Origin of the sequence: Rhizobacter sp. LjRoot28 (genome assembly GCF_964253025.1) — a bacterium.
In the GTDB taxonomy this organism is placed as follows: Bacteria; Pseudomonadota; Gammaproteobacteria; order Burkholderiales; family Burkholderiaceae_C; genus Rhizobacter.
In genome coordinates, this window is the sequence record NZ_CAXUQC020000001.1 from 1,024,222 (window position 1) to 1,043,409 (window position 19,188).

The 19,188-nt window shown below is 68.8% G+C and carries 22 protein-coding genes and 1 tRNA gene; 14 read left to right on the forward strand and 9 right to left on the reverse strand.

Going from position 1 to position 19,188, the window contains the following annotated elements; genetic code table 11:
* Window positions 1–16 precede the first annotated feature (16 nt).
* The 4 genes from ACSQ2F_RS04880 to ACSQ2F_RS04895 are packed head-to-tail and all read right to left on the reverse strand — an operon-like array spanning window position 17 to window position 3,096.
* Window positions 17–1,249, reverse strand: coding sequence for an MFS transporter (locus ACSQ2F_RS04880; protein WP_436020354.1), 1,233 nt, complete (start codon window positions 1,247–1,249; stop codon window positions 17–19).
* Window positions 1,246–1,758 carry a redox-sensitive transcriptional activator SoxR gene (gene soxR, locus ACSQ2F_RS04885; protein WP_436020356.1) on the reverse strand — a complete coding sequence of 171 codons (513 nt, stop codon included), beginning with the start codon at window positions 1,756–1,758 and terminating at the stop codon, window positions 1,246–1,248. The genes ACSQ2F_RS04880 and soxR overlap by 4 nt, the downstream gene beginning before the upstream one ends.
* Window positions 1,755–2,315, reverse strand: a complete 561-nt coding sequence (locus ACSQ2F_RS04890) for an NADPH-dependent FMN reductase (RefSeq protein WP_436020358.1) — start codon at window positions 2,313–2,315, stop codon at window positions 1,755–1,757. The genes soxR and ACSQ2F_RS04890 overlap by 4 nt, the downstream gene beginning before the upstream one ends.
* 46 nt (window positions 2,316–2,361) lie before the next feature.
* Window positions 2,362–3,096, reverse strand: a complete 735-nt coding sequence (locus ACSQ2F_RS04895; RefSeq protein WP_436020360.1) for an FMN-dependent NADH-azoreductase — start codon at window positions 3,094–3,096, stop codon at window positions 2,362–2,364.
* 124 nt (window positions 3,097–3,220) lie between these two features.
* Between ACSQ2F_RS04895 and ACSQ2F_RS04900 the strand changes: the two genes are divergently transcribed.
* From ACSQ2F_RS04900 to ACSQ2F_RS04955, 12 genes are all read left to right on the forward strand, one after another.
* A complete protein-coding gene (locus tag ACSQ2F_RS04900) occupies window positions 3,221–4,117 on the forward strand; it encodes a LysR substrate-binding domain-containing protein (RefSeq protein ID WP_436020362.1) in 897 nt (298 codons plus the stop codon).
* 99 nt (window positions 4,118–4,216) lie between these two features.
* Complete coding sequence (locus ACSQ2F_RS04905; RefSeq protein ID WP_436020364.1) at window positions 4,217–4,348, forward strand: hypothetical protein; 132 nt, start codon at window positions 4,217–4,219, stop codon at window positions 4,346–4,348.
* Between the two features lie 333 nt (window positions 4,349–4,681).
* Entirely contained in the window at window positions 4,682–5,674 is a 993-nt protein-coding gene (locus ACSQ2F_RS04910) for a hypothetical protein (protein WP_436020366.1), read from the forward strand.
* Window positions 5,671–6,282: a hypothetical protein gene (locus ACSQ2F_RS04915; protein ID WP_436020368.1), complete on the forward strand. Its 612-nt coding sequence runs from the start codon at window positions 5,671–5,673 to the stop codon at window positions 6,280–6,282. The genes ACSQ2F_RS04910 and ACSQ2F_RS04915 overlap by 4 nt, the downstream gene beginning before the upstream one ends.
* A complete protein-coding gene (locus ACSQ2F_RS04920; RefSeq protein ID WP_436020370.1) occupies window positions 6,258–7,463 on the forward strand; it encodes an AraC family transcriptional regulator in 1,206 nt (401 codons plus the stop codon). The genes ACSQ2F_RS04915 and ACSQ2F_RS04920 overlap by 25 nt, the downstream gene beginning before the upstream one ends.
* Before the next feature lie 348 nt (window positions 7,464–7,811).
* A complete protein-coding gene (locus ACSQ2F_RS04925) occupies window positions 7,812–8,219 on the forward strand; it encodes a hypothetical protein (RefSeq protein WP_436020372.1) in 408 nt (135 codons plus the stop codon).
* 12 nt (window positions 8,220–8,231) lie between these two features.
* On the forward strand, window positions 8,232–8,525 hold the full coding sequence (locus ACSQ2F_RS04930; RefSeq protein ID WP_436020374.1) for a DUF6881 domain-containing protein: 294 nt from the start codon (window positions 8,232–8,234) through the stop codon (window positions 8,523–8,525).
* Window positions 8,513–8,818, forward strand: a complete 306-nt coding sequence (locus tag ACSQ2F_RS04935; RefSeq protein WP_436020376.1) for a hypothetical protein — start codon at window positions 8,513–8,515, stop codon at window positions 8,816–8,818. Before ACSQ2F_RS04930 ends, ACSQ2F_RS04935 begins: the two co-directional genes overlap by 13 nt.
* Window positions 8,815–9,243, forward strand: a complete 429-nt coding sequence (locus ACSQ2F_RS04940) for a hypothetical protein (RefSeq protein ID WP_436020378.1) — start codon at window positions 8,815–8,817, stop codon at window positions 9,241–9,243. Before ACSQ2F_RS04935 ends, ACSQ2F_RS04940 begins: the two co-directional genes overlap by 4 nt.
* Window positions 9,244–9,470: 227 nt before the next feature.
* Window positions 9,471–9,695, forward strand: coding sequence for a hypothetical protein (locus tag ACSQ2F_RS04945; RefSeq protein ID WP_436020380.1), 225 nt, complete (start codon window positions 9,471–9,473; stop codon window positions 9,693–9,695).
* 592 nt (window positions 9,696–10,287) lie between these two features.
* Complete coding sequence (locus ACSQ2F_RS04950; protein ID WP_436020382.1) at window positions 10,288–11,145, forward strand: hypothetical protein; 858 nt, start codon at window positions 10,288–10,290, stop codon at window positions 11,143–11,145.
* Between the two features lie 217 nt (window positions 11,146–11,362).
* A complete protein-coding gene (locus tag ACSQ2F_RS04955; protein WP_436020384.1) occupies window positions 11,363–13,138 on the forward strand; it encodes a replication endonuclease in 1,776 nt (591 codons plus the stop codon).
* A 54-nt stretch (window positions 13,139–13,192) separates the two neighbouring features.
* Here ACSQ2F_RS04955 and ACSQ2F_RS04960 read toward each other — a convergent pair whose 3' ends face one another.
* The 5 genes from ACSQ2F_RS04960 to ACSQ2F_RS04980 form a co-directional block, all read right to left on the reverse strand.
* Complete coding sequence (locus ACSQ2F_RS04960) at window positions 13,193–14,311, reverse strand: hypothetical protein (RefSeq protein WP_436020386.1); 1,119 nt, start codon at window positions 14,309–14,311, stop codon at window positions 13,193–13,195.
* A gap of 84 nt (window positions 14,312–14,395) precedes the next feature.
* The gene (locus ACSQ2F_RS04965; RefSeq protein WP_436020388.1) at window positions 14,396–14,983 is read right to left on the reverse strand and encodes a hypothetical protein; all 588 of its coding nucleotides are present in this window, start codon (window positions 14,981–14,983) and stop codon (window positions 14,396–14,398) included.
* A gap of 66 nt (window positions 14,984–15,049) precedes the next feature.
* Window positions 15,050–15,137 (reverse strand) — tRNA-Ser (locus tag ACSQ2F_RS04970).
* Between the two features lie 49 nt (window positions 15,138–15,186).
* Complete coding sequence (locus tag ACSQ2F_RS04975) at window positions 15,187–16,170, reverse strand: alpha/beta hydrolase family protein (protein ID WP_436020390.1); 984 nt, start codon at window positions 16,168–16,170, stop codon at window positions 15,187–15,189.
* 4 nt (window positions 16,171–16,174) lie between these two features.
* On the reverse strand, window positions 16,175–17,002 hold the full coding sequence (locus ACSQ2F_RS04980) for a symmetrical bis(5'-nucleosyl)-tetraphosphatase (protein WP_436020392.1): 828 nt from the start codon (window positions 17,000–17,002) through the stop codon (window positions 16,175–16,177).
* A 106-nt stretch (window positions 17,003–17,108) separates the two neighbouring features.
* Here ACSQ2F_RS04980 and ACSQ2F_RS04985 point away from each other — a divergent pair, with 106 nt between their 5' ends.
* Together ACSQ2F_RS04985 and ACSQ2F_RS04990 are read left to right on the forward strand one after the other, a co-directional pair.
* Window positions 17,109–18,407 (forward strand): hemolysin family protein, encoded by a 1,299-nt coding sequence (locus tag ACSQ2F_RS04985; protein WP_436020394.1) that lies wholly within the window; start codon window positions 17,109–17,111, stop codon window positions 18,405–18,407.
* A complete protein-coding gene (locus tag ACSQ2F_RS04990; protein WP_436020396.1) occupies window positions 18,404–19,168 on the forward strand; it encodes a SapC family protein in 765 nt (254 codons plus the stop codon). Before ACSQ2F_RS04985 ends, ACSQ2F_RS04990 begins: the two co-directional genes overlap by 4 nt.
* Window positions 19,169–19,188 lie beyond the last annotated feature (20 nt).

Consider the following 19,188-nt stretch of genomic DNA (forward strand, 5'->3'; position numbering starts at 1 on the left):
GCAGAAGGGGGACGCTTCATCCATTGCCTTGGACGGGAGACGGCATGCCGCCGCGGCGGGGGCGCTGTAATCCCATGGCCGCGCCGATGCCTGCCACACCGAGCGCCGTGACGACGCCTGCCGCGGCCGGCCCGTCCCACGCAGCGGTGGCCAAGGCTGCAATCGGCGGCCCGACCGTCATGCCGACGTTGCCGCCCTGCATCATCAGCCCGATGACCAGCCCCTGCATGCCCTCGGTCGGCGTGCAGCGCGGTGCCTCGGCAAACAGGGCGGAGGGAATGAGCCCCGCCGCTGCACCGAACGCGATGCTGGCAGCCACGGACAGGCTGGAGGCCTCGCCCATGTCGAGAACGACGGGATAGGACAACACCGCCATGGCCGCGAAGCCGGATGCCAGCAGGGTGAGCGGCCGGACACCCCGCGCGATCAGCGCCAGGCCTGCCAGGTTACCGCCTGCGCTGGCCAGCACCGCGACTGCCGTGAACAGGTGCGGGGGCAGGTCGTCGATGGCCGATGCCTTCTGCATGACGGACGGCAGCAGGCCGAAGAGGGCGAAGTAGCCGGCATTGAAGAGGCCGAACAGCAAGGCAAGCAGCATCGGAGCACGCGCGTGCCACGCCGTGCGAAGGTCGCGCGCCACATCCCGGCGCGCGACACTTGCCAGCCGTGGCAACTCCGGCGTCAGCCGGGCCACTGCGGCAGCCACCGCGATCGCCAGGGCGCTTGCGAACCACCACAGGGATGCCCAACTCCCCGGTGCCAGCCGCGGTGCCGACAGCAGCGCCAGCGCCAGGCCGACCGGCATGAAGGTGCTCCATGCCGCCATGGCCGTCGCGCGGGAGCGGACGGGCGTGGCGCCGGCGATCAAGGCGGGCACCGCAACGACCACCAGCTGGAAGCCAAGGCCCTCGACGACCCGGCTGGCCAGCAGCGCGGTGGGATGGGCCGCCCAGGCGCCGCCCGCGGATGCCAAGGCCTGGACTGCCAGGCCGAGCACGGCCATGCGGCGCGGGCCGAGCCGGTCGACGATCATCCCGACGCCGATGCCCGCCACGGCGCCCACGGCGCCCGAGACCGACAGCAGCCAGGCCGCGGTCGTCAGGGAGAGCGACAGGTCTTGGCGCAGCGCTTCCATCACCGCCGTGGCCTTCCCGACATGGAAGGCCGACACCACGCCGGCCAGGATGAGCAGCAGCGTGCCGGGCCACTGCAGCGCGACAGGATCGACACGAGAGGTCACGGGGCTCATGCGACGACCTCCGCTGCGGCCGGGTCGAGGAAGTGGGCTCCGGCGCCCGATCCGGCCACCCGGTCTCCGGCGTTCACCAGCGGGCACAGCTTCATCGACAGGCAGCCGCAGCCGATGCAACCGGTGAGCCGTTCGCGCAGCAGCTGAATGCGTGCCGCCCGGTCGTCCAGGTCCCGTTGCCAGCGCGCCGCCAGGCGGGCCCAATCGGCTTCGGTGGGTGCGCTTCCCTGGGGCAACAACTGCAGCGCCTCTCGAATGGCGGCCAGCGGGAGGCCCAGGTGCTGCGTCGCCTTGATCACGCCGATCCGCCGCAGCACGTCCCGCCGGTAGCGCCGTTGGTTGGACGAAGTCCGCACGCTCGTGATCAGCCCATGCCGTTCGTAGAAGCGGAGCGCGGATGCCGAGACGCCGCTGCGCTGCGACACCTGGCCCACACTCAGTTCGTGCGGCACGACGGGGTCGTGGCGTGGTGAGCCGGGCGGCGAACCATCATCGATTCGAGCGCTCATGCCGAGGCCTCGTACGGAGCCAGTTCACGCGCTTGCCGAAGCGCCGTCGACCACCACTTCAGCCGGCTCGCCATGCGGTCGAAGCTGCGGGCCGCCGCGTCGGCCGCGACGGGTTGGCCGTCGGCAAAGGCGTTCCAGGCATTGCTGAACGCAACCGAGTCACGCAGGGTGACGGCGTGAAGCTCGGCGAACACGAGGCGCAACTGCTCCACCGCCCGCAAGCCGCCCGAGATGCCGCCATAGGAAACGAAGCCCACCGGCTTGGCATGCCAGGCCTCGTTGGCGGAGTCCACCATCGCCTTGAGCACGGCCGGGAAGGAGTGGTTGTACTCCGGCGTCACGACGATGAACGCATCGGCGCTTGCCAGCTGCTGCCGCAAGCGCTGCAGCCCGGCGGTCTCGTGGCCGGTGCGGCGCGGGAGGTCGAGGGCCAGCGGGTCGACGACGTCCGTGCGGATGTCGGGATGACGGCGCAGCTGGGCGAGCGCCCAGCCGGCCACCACGTCGCAGAAGCGACCCTCACGGTCGCTGCCGTGGATGAGGGCGATGTGGTGCATGTGCAGGCTCCTGAGGTTGGACTTGCCAGCACCGTAAAAGTTGAACTTAGGTTGAGGTCAACAAGATGTCGCCATGGCCCTGCAGAGCGTCCGGGTTCTGGATCGCCGAACTCGTGGCCGACGCCCAGGCATCCGCCAGGGCGTAGATCGATGCGAGCGCACGCACGACCGAGCCCTCCAGCAGCGTGCCGCCGTCCTCCTCATGCTCGACCGCGATAGTCTGCACATCGGTGATGCCCACGAAGGCCAGCACCTCGCGCAGGGCCGTGTCCGCATGGTTCAGCGGCGCGTTCGGCGCGCCGGCATCGAACCCGTGACCGCCTCGGGAGGTGAGCAGCACCGCCCGCCGAGGGCGGTCGGCCAGCAGGTGCACATACGGGTCGTCCGAACCCGGTTCGAAGTCGAAGGTGAGGGCCACGCGCACGATGTTGTCGATCCATGCCTTGACGGGGGCCGGCACGCCGAAGTTGTACATGGGCAGGCCGAACACGAGGACATCGGCTGCCTTCAGCTCCTGCACCAGCGCATCGCTTTCCCGCAGCGCACCGCGCTGCTGCGGCGTGCGTATCGCGTCGGCCGAGAAAGCGGCCGGAATCCATTCGTGGTGGACCGGGCGCGGTGGCATGGTGCCGACGTCACGGTAGTGCACACGGGCACCAGGTTCGTTGCGCAGCCAGCGCTGCACGAAGGCATGGGTGAGGCGACGGGTCTGCGAACCATGGGGATGTTCTCCGGCCCGGCCGGGGCGGGCGCTGGAGTCGATGTGGAGGATGTTCGTCATGGTGGGCTCCTGAGGGATGAATCGAAATCAGCTTGACTGCTGAGCTTGCAGACGTAATCTAGGAGCGCCAACCATCGTGGACAACTGATGGTTTTGTGTTCCAACCTGAAAATCCAATTCAGCCATGACTGCTCGCGTCCTGCCCCCGCTGACCGCCGTCCGTGCCTTCGAGGCAGCGGCTCGCCATCGCAGCGCCAAGCGCGCGGCCGAGGAACTCTCGGTGACGCCGACGGCCATCAGCCACCAGTTGCGGGCCCTCGAGACGTGGCTGGGTGCGGCCCTGTTCGTGCGCAAGCCTCGCCAGCTCGAACTCACCGCCACGGGGCACGAGCTGCTTGCTGAAGTGACGGGTGCATTCGATGGGCTGGCCGCGGCGGTGGCGAAGATCCGCGCCGTGCCGGTTCGGCGTTCCATCATCCTGTCGACCACGCCCGCCGTCGCCGCGCGCTGGCTCCTGCCCCACGCGGGCCTGCTGGCGTCGCAGCACCCCGGCCTCGACCTGCACTTCCACGTCACCCATGAGCCGGTTGCGCTCGATGGCCACGGGGCCGACATCGCCATCCGCTACGGCAGCGGGCGCTGGCCCGGTCTGGCGGCGCATCGGCTGTTCGACACCGTCTTCGTGCCCGCCTGCAGTCCGGCCCTGCGCCTTCGTCGCCCGGCGGATCTCGTCCGCCACACCTTGCTGCACTTCCGGCCGGGCAACGGTCGCAGCGGGGCGGTCGGCTGGCCCGAGTGGCAGAAGCTTGCCGGCGTGCCCGGCCTGGACGCCCAGGCCGGGCCGGTGTTCTCCGACGAAACCCATACCGTCGCGGCCACCTTGGCCGGACAGGGTGTCGCGCTCGTGGCCCGGGCGCTGATCGGCGATGAGCTCCGCCGCGGCACACTGGTCACGCCCTTCGGACCGCCGCTTCCTGGCAAGCCGTTTCACCTGGTCTACCCCGAGGCGCGCCGTGGTGAAGCGGAGATCGAGGCCGTGCGGGCCTGGGTGCTCGGGCTCGTGCCGCTGCTCGACGGCTGATCGCGGAGCCGGGTTGCGCTGGGAGGCGTCGGGTCGCACCCGACGACGAGGACCTCCCATTCCTTGTCCCAACCTGTTCGTCCTCTTAGAATGTCGGCCATGTCTGACCACCAACACCTCGAGCTGCTCTCGCAGCGAGCCCATGCGAACGTGCATGCGGCGGGTTGGTGGTGCGCGTGTCCGTGCGCCCCGAGTGCCGGCCAGGTGCCTGCGCTCGCCGCACTTCCCTGAGCCCGACGACCGCTTCCGCCACAGCGCAATTCCAAGGTCGTCGGGCCACCACAGCGGGCCGAGGCGAGCGTCGCCTGTGCCCGTCTGTGCCGCGCGCAAGAAGCCCGTGAGAGCGTCCGCGCTTCGTGACATCGCGAACTTCGGGCCAACGGCGACAGCATCCTCGACCACGTCTGCGCGCGCCCGCTGCGCCGGTTGCTCGCGAGGGTTCGACCGCCGTCACCGCGCTCACGACCGCTGATCCGGATGGCATGACATCCGCGCCGCTCGAGATGGCGCGGCTGGCTTGCCCACGACCTCTCGCTTGAACAACCCTGACCAAGGACCTCCGCAATGCATACGCCCTCATCCGACGGGACCGCCGCCGCATGGCAAGCCGATCAATCCGCCCCGCGGGTGCCCGGCCTGCCCCATCCTGAGCCACGCCCGCCCCCGGACGGATACCCCGCGCGGCCGCACGCCGGCGCGGACATCTCCTCCCGCTTCATCCGCGCCAAGCGCCCGTGTGCGGACGGCTACCGCTGGTACGTTCGGCACGGACAGGGCACGGCAACGTATCTCGAGCTGCTGCGCGCGCTGCAGACGGCCGGACGGGCCGGGGATGCAAGCTGGCTCCTGCAGCAGTTCGGTCCCACGGACGATGTGCTGGAGCTCGACGCGCTGTCGGACGAGTGCCTGGTCTTCCCCGGAACGGTGAGGGTCCGGGGGAACATCGACGTGGCCTCGATGATCCATGTCGGCGGCCACCTCGTGACCCCGGGTGGGGTGCGAGCGGGCGGCGACGTGACCGTGGGCGGCGACCTGCGGTGCGACGGCGCGCTGCAGGCTGCAGGTGTGGTGCGATGCGCAAGCCTACGGCTCGGCATGCCACTGCTCGCGCAGGCCGTGCACTGCGCGGGCGCGCTGCGCAGCGACTCCGCAGTGCACCTGCGGGGCGAATTGGTAGTCGGCGAGCAGGCGTCCATTCGCGGCATGCTCGATGTGGCAGGCCATGTGTCGTGCACCCGAAGCCTCCAAGTCCTGGAAGACGTCGTGGTCGGAGGCGCGCTTCGGGCAGGCCACGGCATCCGTTGCGGCGGCAACCTGACCTGCCACGGGCCCCTGTCGGCCGGGTGGGGCTTGCGCGTGGGAGGCGACATCGCGGGTCACGACACGGTGCAGGCCGGCGAGAGCATCGTCTGCGGTGGCGCCCTGGCATCGGGCCCGGGCTACGGGATCTATGCCGGCCTGGCCGTCCGTGAAGCCGACTGGGAGCACAGCGGCTTGGTGATCGCGCCCGTGCAGCCGGTCTCATTGCGCAGCGGGCTGTGGCGGGCGCGGCCATGAGGGCGGACGTTCAGCTCAGCGACGCGATGATCGACCAGTCCCTCGACGAACTGCAGCAGCGATGGTTCGGCGCGCGCCTGCGCGAGGCGCAAGCATGGCGGCCCACACCCGTGTGCGATGTCAGCGTGCTGAAGCACGAGGGCGGCGAGCACACGCGCATCTTCCTGAAGCATGCACGCGAGGACCATTTGGTGGGCGTGGTCGCGTTGCACCACGTCCGCCTGCGCGCCGGTGCCGGCATCGTCACCTTGTCGGTGCCGCACAGCCGCCTGCGGCGGGCCGTTCGCGGCCTCGGGCTTGCCCGCTGGGTCTACGGCTCGGCCTTGCGCGACGGCGCCCGGCTCCTCAGCAGTGCCCGGCAATCCGCCGGGGCCGTGCGGCTCTGGGAGTCGCTCGGCCGCGACCATCCCCGGCTCGACGTGTGGGTCGAAGGGCGCAACGTCACTTTGCTCTCGGCCCTGCAGGCTCGCTCAGGCCAGGGGACGATGGAGGCACGGTGGCTACTGCATCCAGCCACTTGTGACCTGCGCGCGCTGCTGGGCGGCAACGAAGGTACCGGGCATGAAGTCGTGGTTCCGACGCGATGGAAGAAGCCCGCGCGATGCTGAAGGCGCGCGCCGCACGCTGCGATTCGGCCGCCGCCTCGTTCCCTGCCTGTCGCCAACGGCAGCGCTCGGCCACAAGCGGTCGATCCTGGGCGTCCTCATTGGAATACGCTACGCGCTGTGCGATCGGAGGACGTCATCGTCATCCAGGTTCGCGCCATTGGAATCCGGACCGTTCATCGCTCACGTCAACGACCATGCCCGCGCAAGCAGCCAGCCCTGCACAAGCCCAAGCCCACGCCAAGGCCTACGCCCAACGAATGAACAAGGTCCTGGACCACATTGACCAGCACCTGGACCAGGCGCTGGAGTTGGTCGACCTGGCTGAAGTCGCGCACTTCTCGCCCTACCACTTCCATCGCGTCTTCATGGCGTGGATGGACGAGACGCTGGGCGACTACCTCAGGCGGAGACGACTGGATGTTGCTGCGCTCATGCTCTCGCACCAGTGCGAGGTGTCGGTGCTGGATGTGGCTCTGTCCGTGGGGTTCAGCTCGGGCGAGGCCTTTGCCCGAGCCTTCAAGTTGCGCTTCGGCCGAACACCCAGCGCCTGGCGTCAAGACACGCCGCAGCGCTGGGCTCGAGACCTGGCCGACGTGCGCCGCAAATCAACGCGTTCGCTTCGACAGGACAGCAATCCGGATCAGGCCGACCGCACCGCACCTGGGAATGATGGGAACACCTTTGACACTGCACACAAGGAGCTTCCCATCGTGGACATCACCCTTCAGACCTTGCCGCCAACCCGCGTCGCCTACATGCGCCACATCGGTCCCTATGGCCCAAGCGTGAGCCGCTTCTGGCGTGAGACCTTCCTGCCCTGGCGCGAAACCCAGGGCCTGGGTCATGCCCCCTGCTACGGCATCGGCCACGACGATCCCTTCCTGACGCCGCCGGACAAGTGCCGTTGCGATACGTGCGTGGAGGTACCGCCCGATTTCAAGGCCATCAGCCCGGCGAGCATCGCCAACCTACCAGGGGGGCGCTACGCTGTCGCGCGTTACCGGGGCGACGGCACAGACATCGCACAGGCCTGGGCCAGCCTGATGCGCGACTGGCTGCCTGCGAGCGGCATGCAGGTCGATGGGCGGCCCTTCTTCGAGCGCTATGACGGCAGCAGCGTGCAAGACCCTGCGACCGGGCTGTTCGATTGCACGCTTTGCATGCCTGTCAAGCGACTGTAGTGCGTGTCGGGCCGCCTTGTAGGGCCGGTCGCAATGGCGGTGCTGGATGGCGGCCGATGGGCAAGCCATCGGTGCCCTGCTCGACGCCCCTGACGGGGCGGTTGAACTTGAGCATGCACCCGTGAAATGAACTCGAGAATTGCACTCGATGCAATCCGATGCTTCAGGACGCGCAATCGGCGCCCGAAGAACCACTTGGACTGGCGGAAGCGGTGAGAATTCCACTCGCTTCCTCGAAATCTCAAGAAAATCAATGACTTGGGTTGCCGGCGAACGGCCATTTTGGCATAGGTCACTGGCATACACTTGTGGCCCGTCCCCTGTCGTCGCTGAGAGTAGAACCGAGCCATGACCAAGCGAGTCATCACGCATGAAGAGCACATGCGCAACATCGCGGGTGCCATCGAAACCACGAGACAAATTCCGGGCTTGGCGCTCAGGCCACATCGCGAGTTCTGGTACTTCGAAGTACGAAACGGTGCGAGTGACGACCTCTTTCATCGCATCGTGGAGTACGTCAACCCACCGTTGGTGACGAAGGGCGGAGCCATCCTTGAGGGGTGCGAGCTTACGACCCCTGCGGGACGACGCTTTCGCTGCTTATCGTTCAAGGCTGACATCCCGGGCTGGCGCGACCAAGTGACGCAGGGCGCAGCGGGACTGGCGTTGACGGTTGGGCAATTGGTAGACGGCGCGCTTGTGTTGAACGATGGATGCACGTTCAACCTCGACGATTGCCTAGCGACCTTCGACTAGATTGGGGAGGCGATGAAGTTCATTCGCGTGCATTGGAAGCACCAGGACTCGTCCTATCCGACTTGCCTCTATAGTGAGGTTGACGATGCCGGTTGGGAACTGCGCAAGGTTGAAGTGTTCTCCAGCGGAGCGTTGGGCTACGCCAGCGAATTGAAGGCGGTCGGTGGCACGGCGCTCAGCGAGGAGCCGCTTCCGTCGCTGCTCGAAATCGCGGCCGACCCTCAGTTTGAACCGGCAGTGATTTCATCCGAAGAATTTGAGAGAGCGTGGGAATGCGCCATTCAAGGTGAGCAATGGCTTGGATAAAGAACCTCGGCGGCTTCTTGGACTTTCTGTCGCTGGTCATCGTGCATGCGCCCGATGACTTCCCGAAAGAGGACTACCTAGGCGATGACGAACAGCTCACGTTGGAGCGCGCGTTCCTGGAACTTCGAGACGGCATGCAGTTCGTTGCGCCGAAGGTTTCTGGTGGTGCTGCTTTGAACGCCCTGCAAGCCCAGCTCAACCAAGTCTTGGCCTTGTACCGGCAAGGCGATGACGTGAAAGGCGCGCACCTCTTGCAGGACTTCGAGCAGCGCCTGCTGCAAGAGGTTCGATGACCAGCCACGCGGAGGCGCAAGTGCTCTTGGAAGCTGAGGGGAAGGCCCCCGTTGAAAATGCCAAAGCGGCCGACGTGCGAGCTGTCGTTCCCAAGCTGCGCAGCTATGGACCGTCCTCGTTTGCGTCGCTCACCGACGCCCAGGGGAACTACCTCCAAGTGGCAGGCGGCGGCGTGACGTGCATGCTGGAGCGGCGCGACGCGGTGAACCGGCGTCACTACCGGGCACACCTCGACACGCCGAGTAAGGTGTTCCCGGAGGGCACCATCCTGTCCTTCAGCGGCGGCGAGGTGAAGCTGCGGGCCGACGAGTGGCTGACTGCGCCGCTGGTCGAAGAAGCGTTCCTCGCCTTCCTCAAGGGTGAGCCGCTGCCCGCATCGCTTCAGTGGCGCGACATGTCGGCTATGTTCGAGAACTTGGCCTAACCAGTCTCTGAGGTGGGCGACCGGGTCAAGGCCGGCCGCAGGCCGCCCGTGAGGGCCTGGCCTTGACGTGGCGGCACGCCGGACAACGCTCGCCGTGAGCGGTGCATGCCATCGGCAGATGGGCCTGCACCGCTGACGACAGAGGGCGACTCGCTCCTTCCCGCGAGCGGGAAGGCGGGGGATGGGCGCGGCCGGCCGCCGTCAGGCGGCAGGTCGCTACAAGGGTCATGACGAAACGACTTGACCCCACCTGGTACACCCTCGACGCCGACACTTCGGCGCCCCTCCGATTGCTCGATGACGAGGGCCGGCCTGCGCCTGACCTGGCGAGCGACGCGCAGCGCGCGCTGGCCTCGCTGGCGGCGGTCGTGCACGCGACGGCCTGGCGGCTCGGCGAGCGCGAGTTGCGGCAGCTTGAAGGCTTCATCGGGATGCAGCGCTGGTGTCGCTGAGGCGACGGCGCGAGCGGGTGTTGAGAGCCGCTGCCGAAGGACAGCGGGCAGCACCGGCCGGCGCCGGGGCTGACCCGGAGGAGCGTCTGCCCCAGCAGGCCGACGCAGGGCCGGAGGAGCCAGGTTCGCCGAGGCCCCGTCCAGGGGCCGGTGCGCGCCAACGCGCACGGTGAAGCTGGAACCGCAGACCACGCGCAGCGTGGGCGTGAGGTTCGCCGCTGACGAAGCGCAAGCGCAGGAAGCCAACCTGTGTGACGGCGAGCGTCCAGCTCGAAGCGGATGACGGTCACGGCAAACGCTGCCCGGTGCACGGGTTGGCTTCCTGCGCGGGCCGCCGACGTCCAGTCGGTGGTTCGTGCAGGCAGCGGCGCTCATGAGCCCACGGGCGCGACAGCGAACGGGGGCGATGACGGGAGACGACGGGCGTACAGCCCGGCGAGTGTGCGTGCGGTCCCAGCCGCCGAAGAGCACACGGTCGCCCGCCAGAGCACGGGCAGGCTTGCAGCGTCTGCTGCGAGCGTGCCTGGGCGACCGACGCCTCGGCAGAGGCGTCGTGGCTACACGAGACATCGAAACGATGACGAGTGCAGCCATGCGTATCTCCAATGACTTCCTCGGCGACTTGCTGCGGCCTGCGGCCGCGAAGCCGAAGCCGACCCCGAAGCCGTCCGGCCCGACTTCGCGCGAGCGGGCGGCGGCCAACCGCGTGGCGGTGCTGCGCGCCGTGGCCGCGCACGGCCACCTGCGCTGCGCCGACCTCGGCGCGGCGTGCTGGCCGGGCGCGCGCTACGGGCTGCAGATGGCGCAGCGCACGGTGCGCGGCCTGGTCGAAGCCGGCGAGCTGCTGGCCCGTCGCAACGCGCACGGGAGCCTGAGCTACGTGCTGACGCGGCCCGGCGCCGCAGCGCTGGAGCTGCACGGCGTGCCGGCGCGGCACGGGCTCGACCTGGCGAGCGTGAGCGGGCCGACCTACGCGCACCACGCGCTCACGAGCCGATGGTGCCTGCACAGGCAGGCCCAGGGCTTCGAGGCGTGGAGCGAGTACGCCCTGGTCAACGGCTACGCGCCGGTGACGGCGCAGCAACTGCTCGCGCGCTTCCGCAAGATGCCCGACGCCATCCTCATCCGGGGCGCGAACCTGTGGCTGGTCGAGACGGAGTCCGCGCCCAAGGGCACGCCCGAACTCGTGCGCATCGTGAGCCTGGCCGAGCACGTGGGCCAGCGCGTGCACGCCGAGCTGCCGTACACGCTGGCTGGCGTCGTCGTGGTCTACGACGCGACGCTGAACCACGGCGCGCGCGTGGCGAAGGCGGCGCGCGAGCGCTGGTGGCGCTTGAGCGCGCACGAGCAGGCGGCGCTCGCCTCGCGCGTGACGCTGGCCCAGGCGGACATCGGCCTGCCGCTGGTGTGGCGAGGCTGCACGGAAGTGCCGCTCGCGCAGCGCGTTTAAACCGGTTGCTATACGAGTCAGGACACCTCGCAAAACTCGATGAGGCCATCCGTGCAACCTGATTCGGTGAGTCGTCGAGAACTCACCAGCCAGCGGCCCCGAAAGGGGCCGTTGGTCTTTTAGCGGGCCTGAAAGCGTAAAGCCTTTAGCGCGCTAAAGCCGGGACGGATAACAAGGCGTTCCTAGACGCGGCTCCTCTTGCACGGAGTCCCGTCCCATGTCCTCGAACAAGCCGGCCGAGCTGTCGGCCGTCATCGCCTGCGCCGCGCAGGCGCGCGCCGCGAGCGCCTTCTCTCCTCTCGACCCGTACCTGCCGCCGCCCGGCGCCGAACTGCACCCGAAGCAGGCCGCGCAGCTCGAAGCCGCGCATGCCGAGGCCCAGCGCTGGCACGACGAGCTGCTGCGCCACGCGCGTGGCGTGCAGCGCTACCTGCACTGGTCGTACGCCGACCTGTGCGACGAAGCGCTGCGCATCCCCGACCGCCTCAAGGCACTGGCCACCGTCGACGGCCGGAGCAACTTCGACCCGGTGCGCCTGGTCGACGTGGCCGAGCGGGTCTTCGGCATCAAGGTGCGCGGCAAGGGCGAGACGGCCGAGGCCCGATTGCACGCCCGCGTCGCGCGCGTGCTCGATGCCGCGTACTGGCGGCGCACGCTGCGCCGGCGCGTGGCCCAGGAGGTCGAGCTGCTGGAGCTCAAGCTCAAGCGCGTGGGGCGCAACGGCAGCGCGTATTGCAGCGCGCAGGCGCAGCACCTGCGCGAGACGCAGCGCCGGGCGCAAGCGCAGTGGCTCGAGGAGACGACGCTGCAAGCCGTCATCGACGGCGAGCAGGTTGAGCTGCCGATGGCGGCGGTGGCGAAGACGGCGCGGCAGAAGATGTCGCGGCTGTACGCCTTCATCGCGGCGATGGACAGGCTGGCCGACGAAGGCGGCCTGATGGTGGCGCTGCTGACGGCGACGCTGGAAAGCGAGTGGCACCCGAACCCGACGCACGGCAAAGCCACGCACCGCTGGAACGGCAAGACGCCGGCCGAGGCGAGCGAGGAGCTGGGCGCGCGCTGGCAGGACGTGCGCCGCGACCTGGCCAAGCTGGGCATTGCGCTGAGCGGGCTGTGGGCGGCCGAGCCGCACCGCGACGGCTGCCCGCACCGGCACTTCTGGCTGCTGTACGCGCCGGAGCACCAGGACGCGGTGCTCGCGACCTTCCTGGCGTACTTCCCCGGCAAGCTGAAGGTGCGCGGCGACCACAAGGACAGCGACCTGATGTACGAGACGTGGGAGGACGTGGTGAACGGCGAGGGTCGAGCGCTCACGCACAGGCGCGAGGGCGCGCAGGTGGACGTGTCCATCATCGACCGCGAGAAGGGCAGTGGCGCGAGCTACGTCGTCAAGTACGTGGCCAAGTCCCTCGGTTGCGAGGGTGGCTTCGATGGCGAGGACGCCAAGCCGCGCAGCGCGCGCGAGCAACGCAACGCGCGGGCCGTGGACGCGTACCGCGCGCTGTGGGGCATGCGCGGAGCGCAGTTCTTCGGCATCGGCAGTTGCCTGACGCTGTGGGACGAGCTGCGCCGGGTGCAGGAGCCGCCGGCGGGGCCGGAGATGGCGGCGCTGTGGCGGGCGGCGCGCGGCGGCGATGCGAAGGGCCGCGTCGAGGCGAGCCAGCAGCGCGGCGACGCCTACACCTTCCTCGTGCTGCGCGGGGGGCTGGCGGCGGCGCCGAGCCTGCCCGAACAGGACAAGTCGCTGTCGGCGCATGCACGGGTGTACCGCAGCGAGACGCAGACGCAGTACGGCGAGACGGGCACGCGCATCGAGGGGGTGGAGCACCCGGACGCCGATGGCGTGCTGGAGCGCGCGCCCACGCGCACGGTGCGCTGGAAGATGAAGCCCGCGCAGGCGCAGAAGGGGCCGAAGCCCGAGGCCAAGCGCTCGGGGCGCAAGGCTGGAACTACCCCGGTGAAAACGGCCGTGGCCGACAGCGGCCAGGGATAGTTAGACGTAGTTGTCCAAGCGGAGCCTGCGGCTCCGTCGTGCGGCGCAGCCGCGTTACACCGTCGCCCTGCCGGCGCCCTTGCGCCAGTCGGCGAAAGGCGCTGGCAGCGCCAAGTCGGAGAAGTCGATGGTCGAGATGTAGGGCAGGATGGCCGCAGGCGTATACCCAACGCCATAGGAGGCCTCGCTGCCCTCGTCCAGAAGGACGTCTCGGTCGACCTCGCGGGTGCGGGTGCGGCCGGTGTACTGCTGGCCAAGTCCGGCCGGCCACCGGCCGTTGCGCGCCTGGGTGTCTCGAAGCCGGTCTTCGAGCTGGTGCCGCAAGCCATGATTGCCAAGGCCAGGCCCGAAGCCAAGGCGGTCGCGAACGAAACGCAAGAACGCCTGCTCATAGGAGCGGCCGAGCTTCGGCGACTTGCCGCCGGCTTTGGGCATGCTTGATGGGAACAGGAGCGCTGTAGCACCGCTCTGCGCCCTTCGCTCCCGGACGAACTCCTCAAACCCGAGCGCGAGGAGAGCAGGGTGCACCGGAATGCGCCGCTTGGTCGCCAGTGTCTTCACGCTGCGCAACTCGGCGAGCATCTTTGCCTCCTCGCCGTCGTCTTCAAGCTCCGGCCGCACCGACAGGACATAGACCTCGCCCTCGTACGAGAAGTCGGAGACAACGAGCTGCAAGGGCTCTCGGACACGCGTCCCATGGAAGACGCCGATAAGCGGCACCCAGTATCTCGCTCCCAGGTCGTCGCGCATCTTGCCCCGGAAGTCCGTCGTGTTTGCCGGGTCGAACCATGCCGACGCAAGCAGCGTGTTGAGCTGCTTGCTCGTGTACGGGTAGCGAGGGTTCTGGCGGCTGGCTTCCTCGGCCGCCGTCAGCGTCGGAAACGCCTCCATGGCGTCGACCGGGTTCTCGCTCGACATGAGCCCTGTCGTGCGCGCGAAGCCGAAGATTTCAGAGAGCGTGTGCTTGCCGAACGTCTTGGCGCGGCTCTCCGACCATGCCTTCTTCGGCGCATGCATGCGCGCTTCCATGAAGCCGAAGATGATGGACGGAGTCACGCTGTCGAGCGAGATGTCTCCGCAATGCTCAATAAGCAACCGCCAGGCGTTGAGCATCGTGCCCAGGTGCTTGTTCCCGCTCCTGGGTGCCTTGTACTTGCGGAAAGCGTCGGTCACATCGGAAAGCACATGCCTGGTCGCGCGTACGGGCGCTGGCGGCGTCGCGGCATCGTCGCCGACGTTGCGCAGGGCAATCAGCTGCTAAGCCTTCTTCTCGACGTTGGCGAAGGCACGCACGAGCGGAATGAACGTCGGGTCGGTGGTCTCCACCGCGTATCCCAGCACGCCGCACCAATCCAGCGTGGCCTCGATGACGTCGTGCCAGTGCGGGGAGGCGGCGCCTTGTGTGATGACCGACCGCATGACGACATCGGACAGCTTGCTGAAGTCGTCGATGTCAGCCAGCGCTGCGGCGCTGAGTCCTTCGGGCGAGAAGCGCTCCTCCTCGTCCGAGCGCATCCACGAATGCAGGCGAGCCGCACAGATGTGGTCGACCAGTTCGGCGTGCAGGACGGTCGGTACCGGCTTGTCGGGGCCGGTGGCGACGGCCTTAGCCAGCGTGTTCCATTCGCGCGACTTGTCCGCGAGAAGGCCGAGGCCGACGACCTTGGCCTGGGTCAGGTCGGAGTGGCCGGTGGACTTCCGGAACTCCTTCTCGCCCTTCGCGAGCAGCGGTTGGACGTGCGTCGGCGCGACCAAGCGGACATACCACTTGGTCGACCCCTGCGGGCGGTAGAAGTGCTCGGGCACAGTGAGTTCTTGATTGGGTTTGGCACATGCGTTTGGCATACCCGTTGCCTTCTAAGCCCTTGAAACACTGGGACTTATCGGCAAATCAACAACTTACTTGAGTCCTGGCGGAAGCGGTGAGATTCGAACTCACGGACGGTTGCCCGTCGCCGGTTTTCAAGACCGGTGCAATCGACCACTCTGCCACGCTTCCGGATGCGCTGGGCGCATGGAGCCGGTAGTGTAGCCGGCCTGCGGCCGGGTCAGCCCGCGGGCGTGCGGGAAACGAGCGTTCCTGGCGTGGCGGCCGGGAGCGCGCCGTCGCGCAGCCAGGCGTGGGCCAAGGGCCAGAGGGTGGGCTGGAACCGGCTGTGGAAGAAGGCGAAGTGGCCGATGTCCTCGACGCCGATGTCAGCCGGCGCCAGGCGCAGGTGGGTGCGGTGGCTGGCGCTGAAATAGCTGAGCAGGCGCTCGATGGCAGGGATGGTGCCGAAGGGATCGTCGGTGAGGCTGATCGCCAGGATGTCGGCCTTCGCCGTGGCAAAGCCCGGAGGCGGGCCGGAGGCCGTGCGACGGCCGCTCGGGCGGTGCTCGAAGCGGGGCGCCATCGCGGCCCAGTCGAGGGCAACGCCGCGCGGGGTGTCTTCCATCCAGCCCAGCCGCTTGGCCGGTACGTAGCCGAGGCAGGCCGCGAGCAACGGCATGGCGACGTGCCATTTGGCGAACATGCGCCAGCGTTCGGCCGGTGCGTAGTCGCGCCAGTAGGCGAACTGGGCGCCCACGGTGACGAGCCGTCGGATGCGGTGCGCCGACGGGGCGAGACCGGCGGCGCAGCCCCCGAAGCTGTGCGCCACCACGTCGATCGGGCGGTCGGGGAAGGCCCGTGCCGCGTGGTCGAGCACGGCCTCGAAGTCGAGGCGGCCCCAATCCGACCATGAGGCGTCGAAGCCGCGAAGGGCGGCGGGGCGCGAGTCCCCGATGCCGCGGTAGTCGAAGGTGATGACGTCGAAGCCGTGGGCATGCAGATCGGCGGCGAAGCGGGCGTAGTAGCGGCAGCGCACCGAGGTGGCGCAGCTGACGATGACGACAGGGGAGGCGCCGTCGCTTGCGCGCTGCGGCGAGCGCCATTGCCAGCCGCCCAGGGCCACGCCGTCGGCGGCCTGCAGGTGCAGGGGCTCCGGCAAACGGGCCTCACCGCCGGGCGCGGCACCGAGGCTTGGCGGCGTGGCGGGTGCCGGGCCTGTCATTGCATCAACCCGGGCGCCGGGCCTGTTCGCAGTCGACCTGCACGAGGCCCTGGCGCTCGCCTTGGTCGTTCAGCCGCATGGCGGTGAGGCGGCCGCCCCACACGCAGCCGGTGTCCAGTGCCAGCAGGTCGGCGCGGTCCACGAGGCCCAGGGTCGACCAGTGGCCGAAGGCGATGGGCACGCCCGCCGTGCGCCGGCCCGGCGCCTCGAACCAGCGGTAGAGACCGTCGGGCGGTTCGGCGGCGCCATCCTTGCTGTGCAGGTCGAGCGTGCCGTCCGCCGTGCAAAAGCGGATGCGCGACAGGGCGTTCACCGCGAAGCGGAGCCGGGCCGTGCCACCCAGGCTGTCGTCCCAGCGCGCCGGCTCGTTGCCGTACATCTCGGCGAGGAAGTCGGCCAGGTCGGGGGCCTGCAGCCGGGTCTCGACTTCGCGTGCCAGGGACAGGGTGGTGCCGAGGTCCCACTGCGGCGCCACCCCGGCATGCACCATCAACCAGCCGTGGGCGTGCACGGCCATGCGCTGGTGACGCAGCCAGTCGATGAGGGCAGGGCGGTCGGGGGCCTCCAGCACGTCGGACAGGGTGTCGCCCTTGGACGGCCGGCGGGTGCCGTGGGCGACCGCCAGCAGGTGCAGGTCATGGTTGCCGAGCAGAGCGGTGGCCGCGTCGCCCAGCGCCTGCACCTTACGCAGCGTGGCGAGGGTGGACGGACCGCGGTTGACGAGGTCGCCCAGGAGGTAGAGGCGGTCGCGGGAAGGGGAGAAATCGATGCGTTGGAGCAGCCGCTCGAAGGCGTCGCAGCAGCCCTGCAGGTCGCCGATCAGGTAGTTCATGGCCGCATTGTGCCGCCGGGCACGGTGCCCGGTGTCGCACAGGTCTGATACGCTAGTCGCCTTCTTCGTCTCCGTGCGCCGGGCCCCTTGGCCGGGCGTGCTCCGCATGGACATAGCCCTTCTCGTCTTTCTCATCCTGCTCAACGGCCTTTTTGCCATGTCTGAAATGGCGCTCACCGCGAGCCGCAAGGCGCGGCTGGCGGTGATGGTCGAAACGGGGGAGTCAGGCGCCCAGGCCGCCATGGACCTGCACGAGAACCCGACCAAGTTCCTGTCCACGGTGCAGATCGGCATCACGTCCATCGGGGTGCTCAACGGCATCGTGGGCGAGGCGGCGTTCGCCGAGCCGTTCGCCGTGTGGCTCGAGCGCGGTTTCAACATCAGCCAGAACGCCGCCAGCATCAGCGCCACGGCGCTGGTGGTGGTGTGCATCACCTTCGCGACCATCATCTTCGGCGAGCTGGTGCCCAAGCGCCTGGGCCAGATGTACCCGGAGTCGGTGGCCCGGCTGGTGGCGCCGCCCATGGAGCTGCTCTCGCTGGTGGCCCGGCCCTTCGTGAAGCTGCTGTCGTGGTGCACCGAGGCCACCTTGCGGCTGCTGGGCATCCGCGGCGGGCCGTCGCGTTCGGTCACCGAGGAGGAGATCGCCGCCAGCCTCGAGGAGGGCCTCGACGCCGGCATCATCGAGGCTCAGGAGCACCAGATGGTGCGCAACGTGTTCCGCCTCGACGACCGGGAAGTGGGCTCGATGATGATCCCGCGCACGGAAATCGTGTGGCTCGACGCCACGGCCGGTCCCGACCAGATCCGCGAGGTGATGTCCGGCCAGGAGCATTCGCGCTACCCCGTCTGCCGCGGCGGCTTGAACGACGTGCTCGGCATCGTCACCGCGCAGAGCCTGTTGCAGCAGCAGTTGCAGGGCCTGCCGCTTTCGCTGACCGATCACCTGCAGCCCCCGGTCTTCGTGCCCGAGACGCTCTCGGGCATGGAGCTGCTCGACCAGTTCCGCGCCACCAGCGCGCAGCTCGTCTTCGTGGTCGACGAGTACGGCGAGGTGCAGGGCGTCATCACGGTGCGCGACGTGCTCGAGGCGATCACGGGCGAATTCACCACCCCGGCGGACGACGCGTGGGCGGTGCAGCGCGAAGACGGCTCATGGCTCTTCGATGGCCTCATCCCGGTGCCGGAACTGAAGGACCGGCTGGAACTGAAGGACCTGCCGGAAGAAGACCGTGGCCGCTACAACACCCTGGCCGGCATGGTGATGCTGCTGCTCGGCCGCCTGCCCCAGACCACCGATTCGGTCGAATGGGAAGGCTGGCGCTTCGAGGTCGTCGACCTGGACGGCAAGCGCGTCGACAAGGTGCTGGCCGTGCGCCTGGACAACCCCCACGACGAACGATGAACTCACCCGCACCCAACGCCCTCTACGGTCAGCTGGTGCTGCTCGACCGCCACCAGCACCGCCTGCGCCGCCTGCGTCCCGAGGCCGATCGCGCCGCGGCCGCGCGCATGAACGCGGTGTTCTGCGCCGCTGCCGAATTTGCCGAGGCCTGCAAGACCTTCCCCCTGTTCTTCATCCGCAGCGGCGAGACCGATGCGCAAGGCCAGGCGGTGATCACGCCCGTCGCCCTGCTGGGCCTGGAGGCCGGCGAGAACCTCTTCGTGGACGATGGCGTCTGGACGGCACCTTACGAACCGGCCTTCCTGCGCCGCTACCCCTTCGTGCTGGCGGATGCCCGCCAGGACGACGGCCAGTCCACGCAGGCGGTGGCCTTCGATGCGGCCTGCAGCTCGCTCGTGGAGGAGGGCCCGGGTGAGCGCCTCTTCGACGACTTCGGCGAGCCCACGCCCTACCTGGACCAGGCGCTGCAGTTCCTGAAGGACTTCGAGGCCGCGGTGCAGATCACCCGCCCCATCGGCGCCCACCTGCAGGGGCTGGGTCTGCTCAAGGAGATGCGGGCCCAGGGCACGCTGACCAACGGCGAGCGGTTCACCGTGGACGGCTTCCTGGTGGTCGACGAAGAGAAGCTGCGGGCGCTGCCGGACGAGACGGTGTTGTCCATGCACCGGGGCGGCCTGCTGGCCCTGGTGCATGCGCACCTGGTGTCACTGGGCAACCTGTCCCGGCTGGTGGACCGCAAGTCGGCGCGCCGCCGGGCCTGAATTTCGCCCGATTCCCGTAC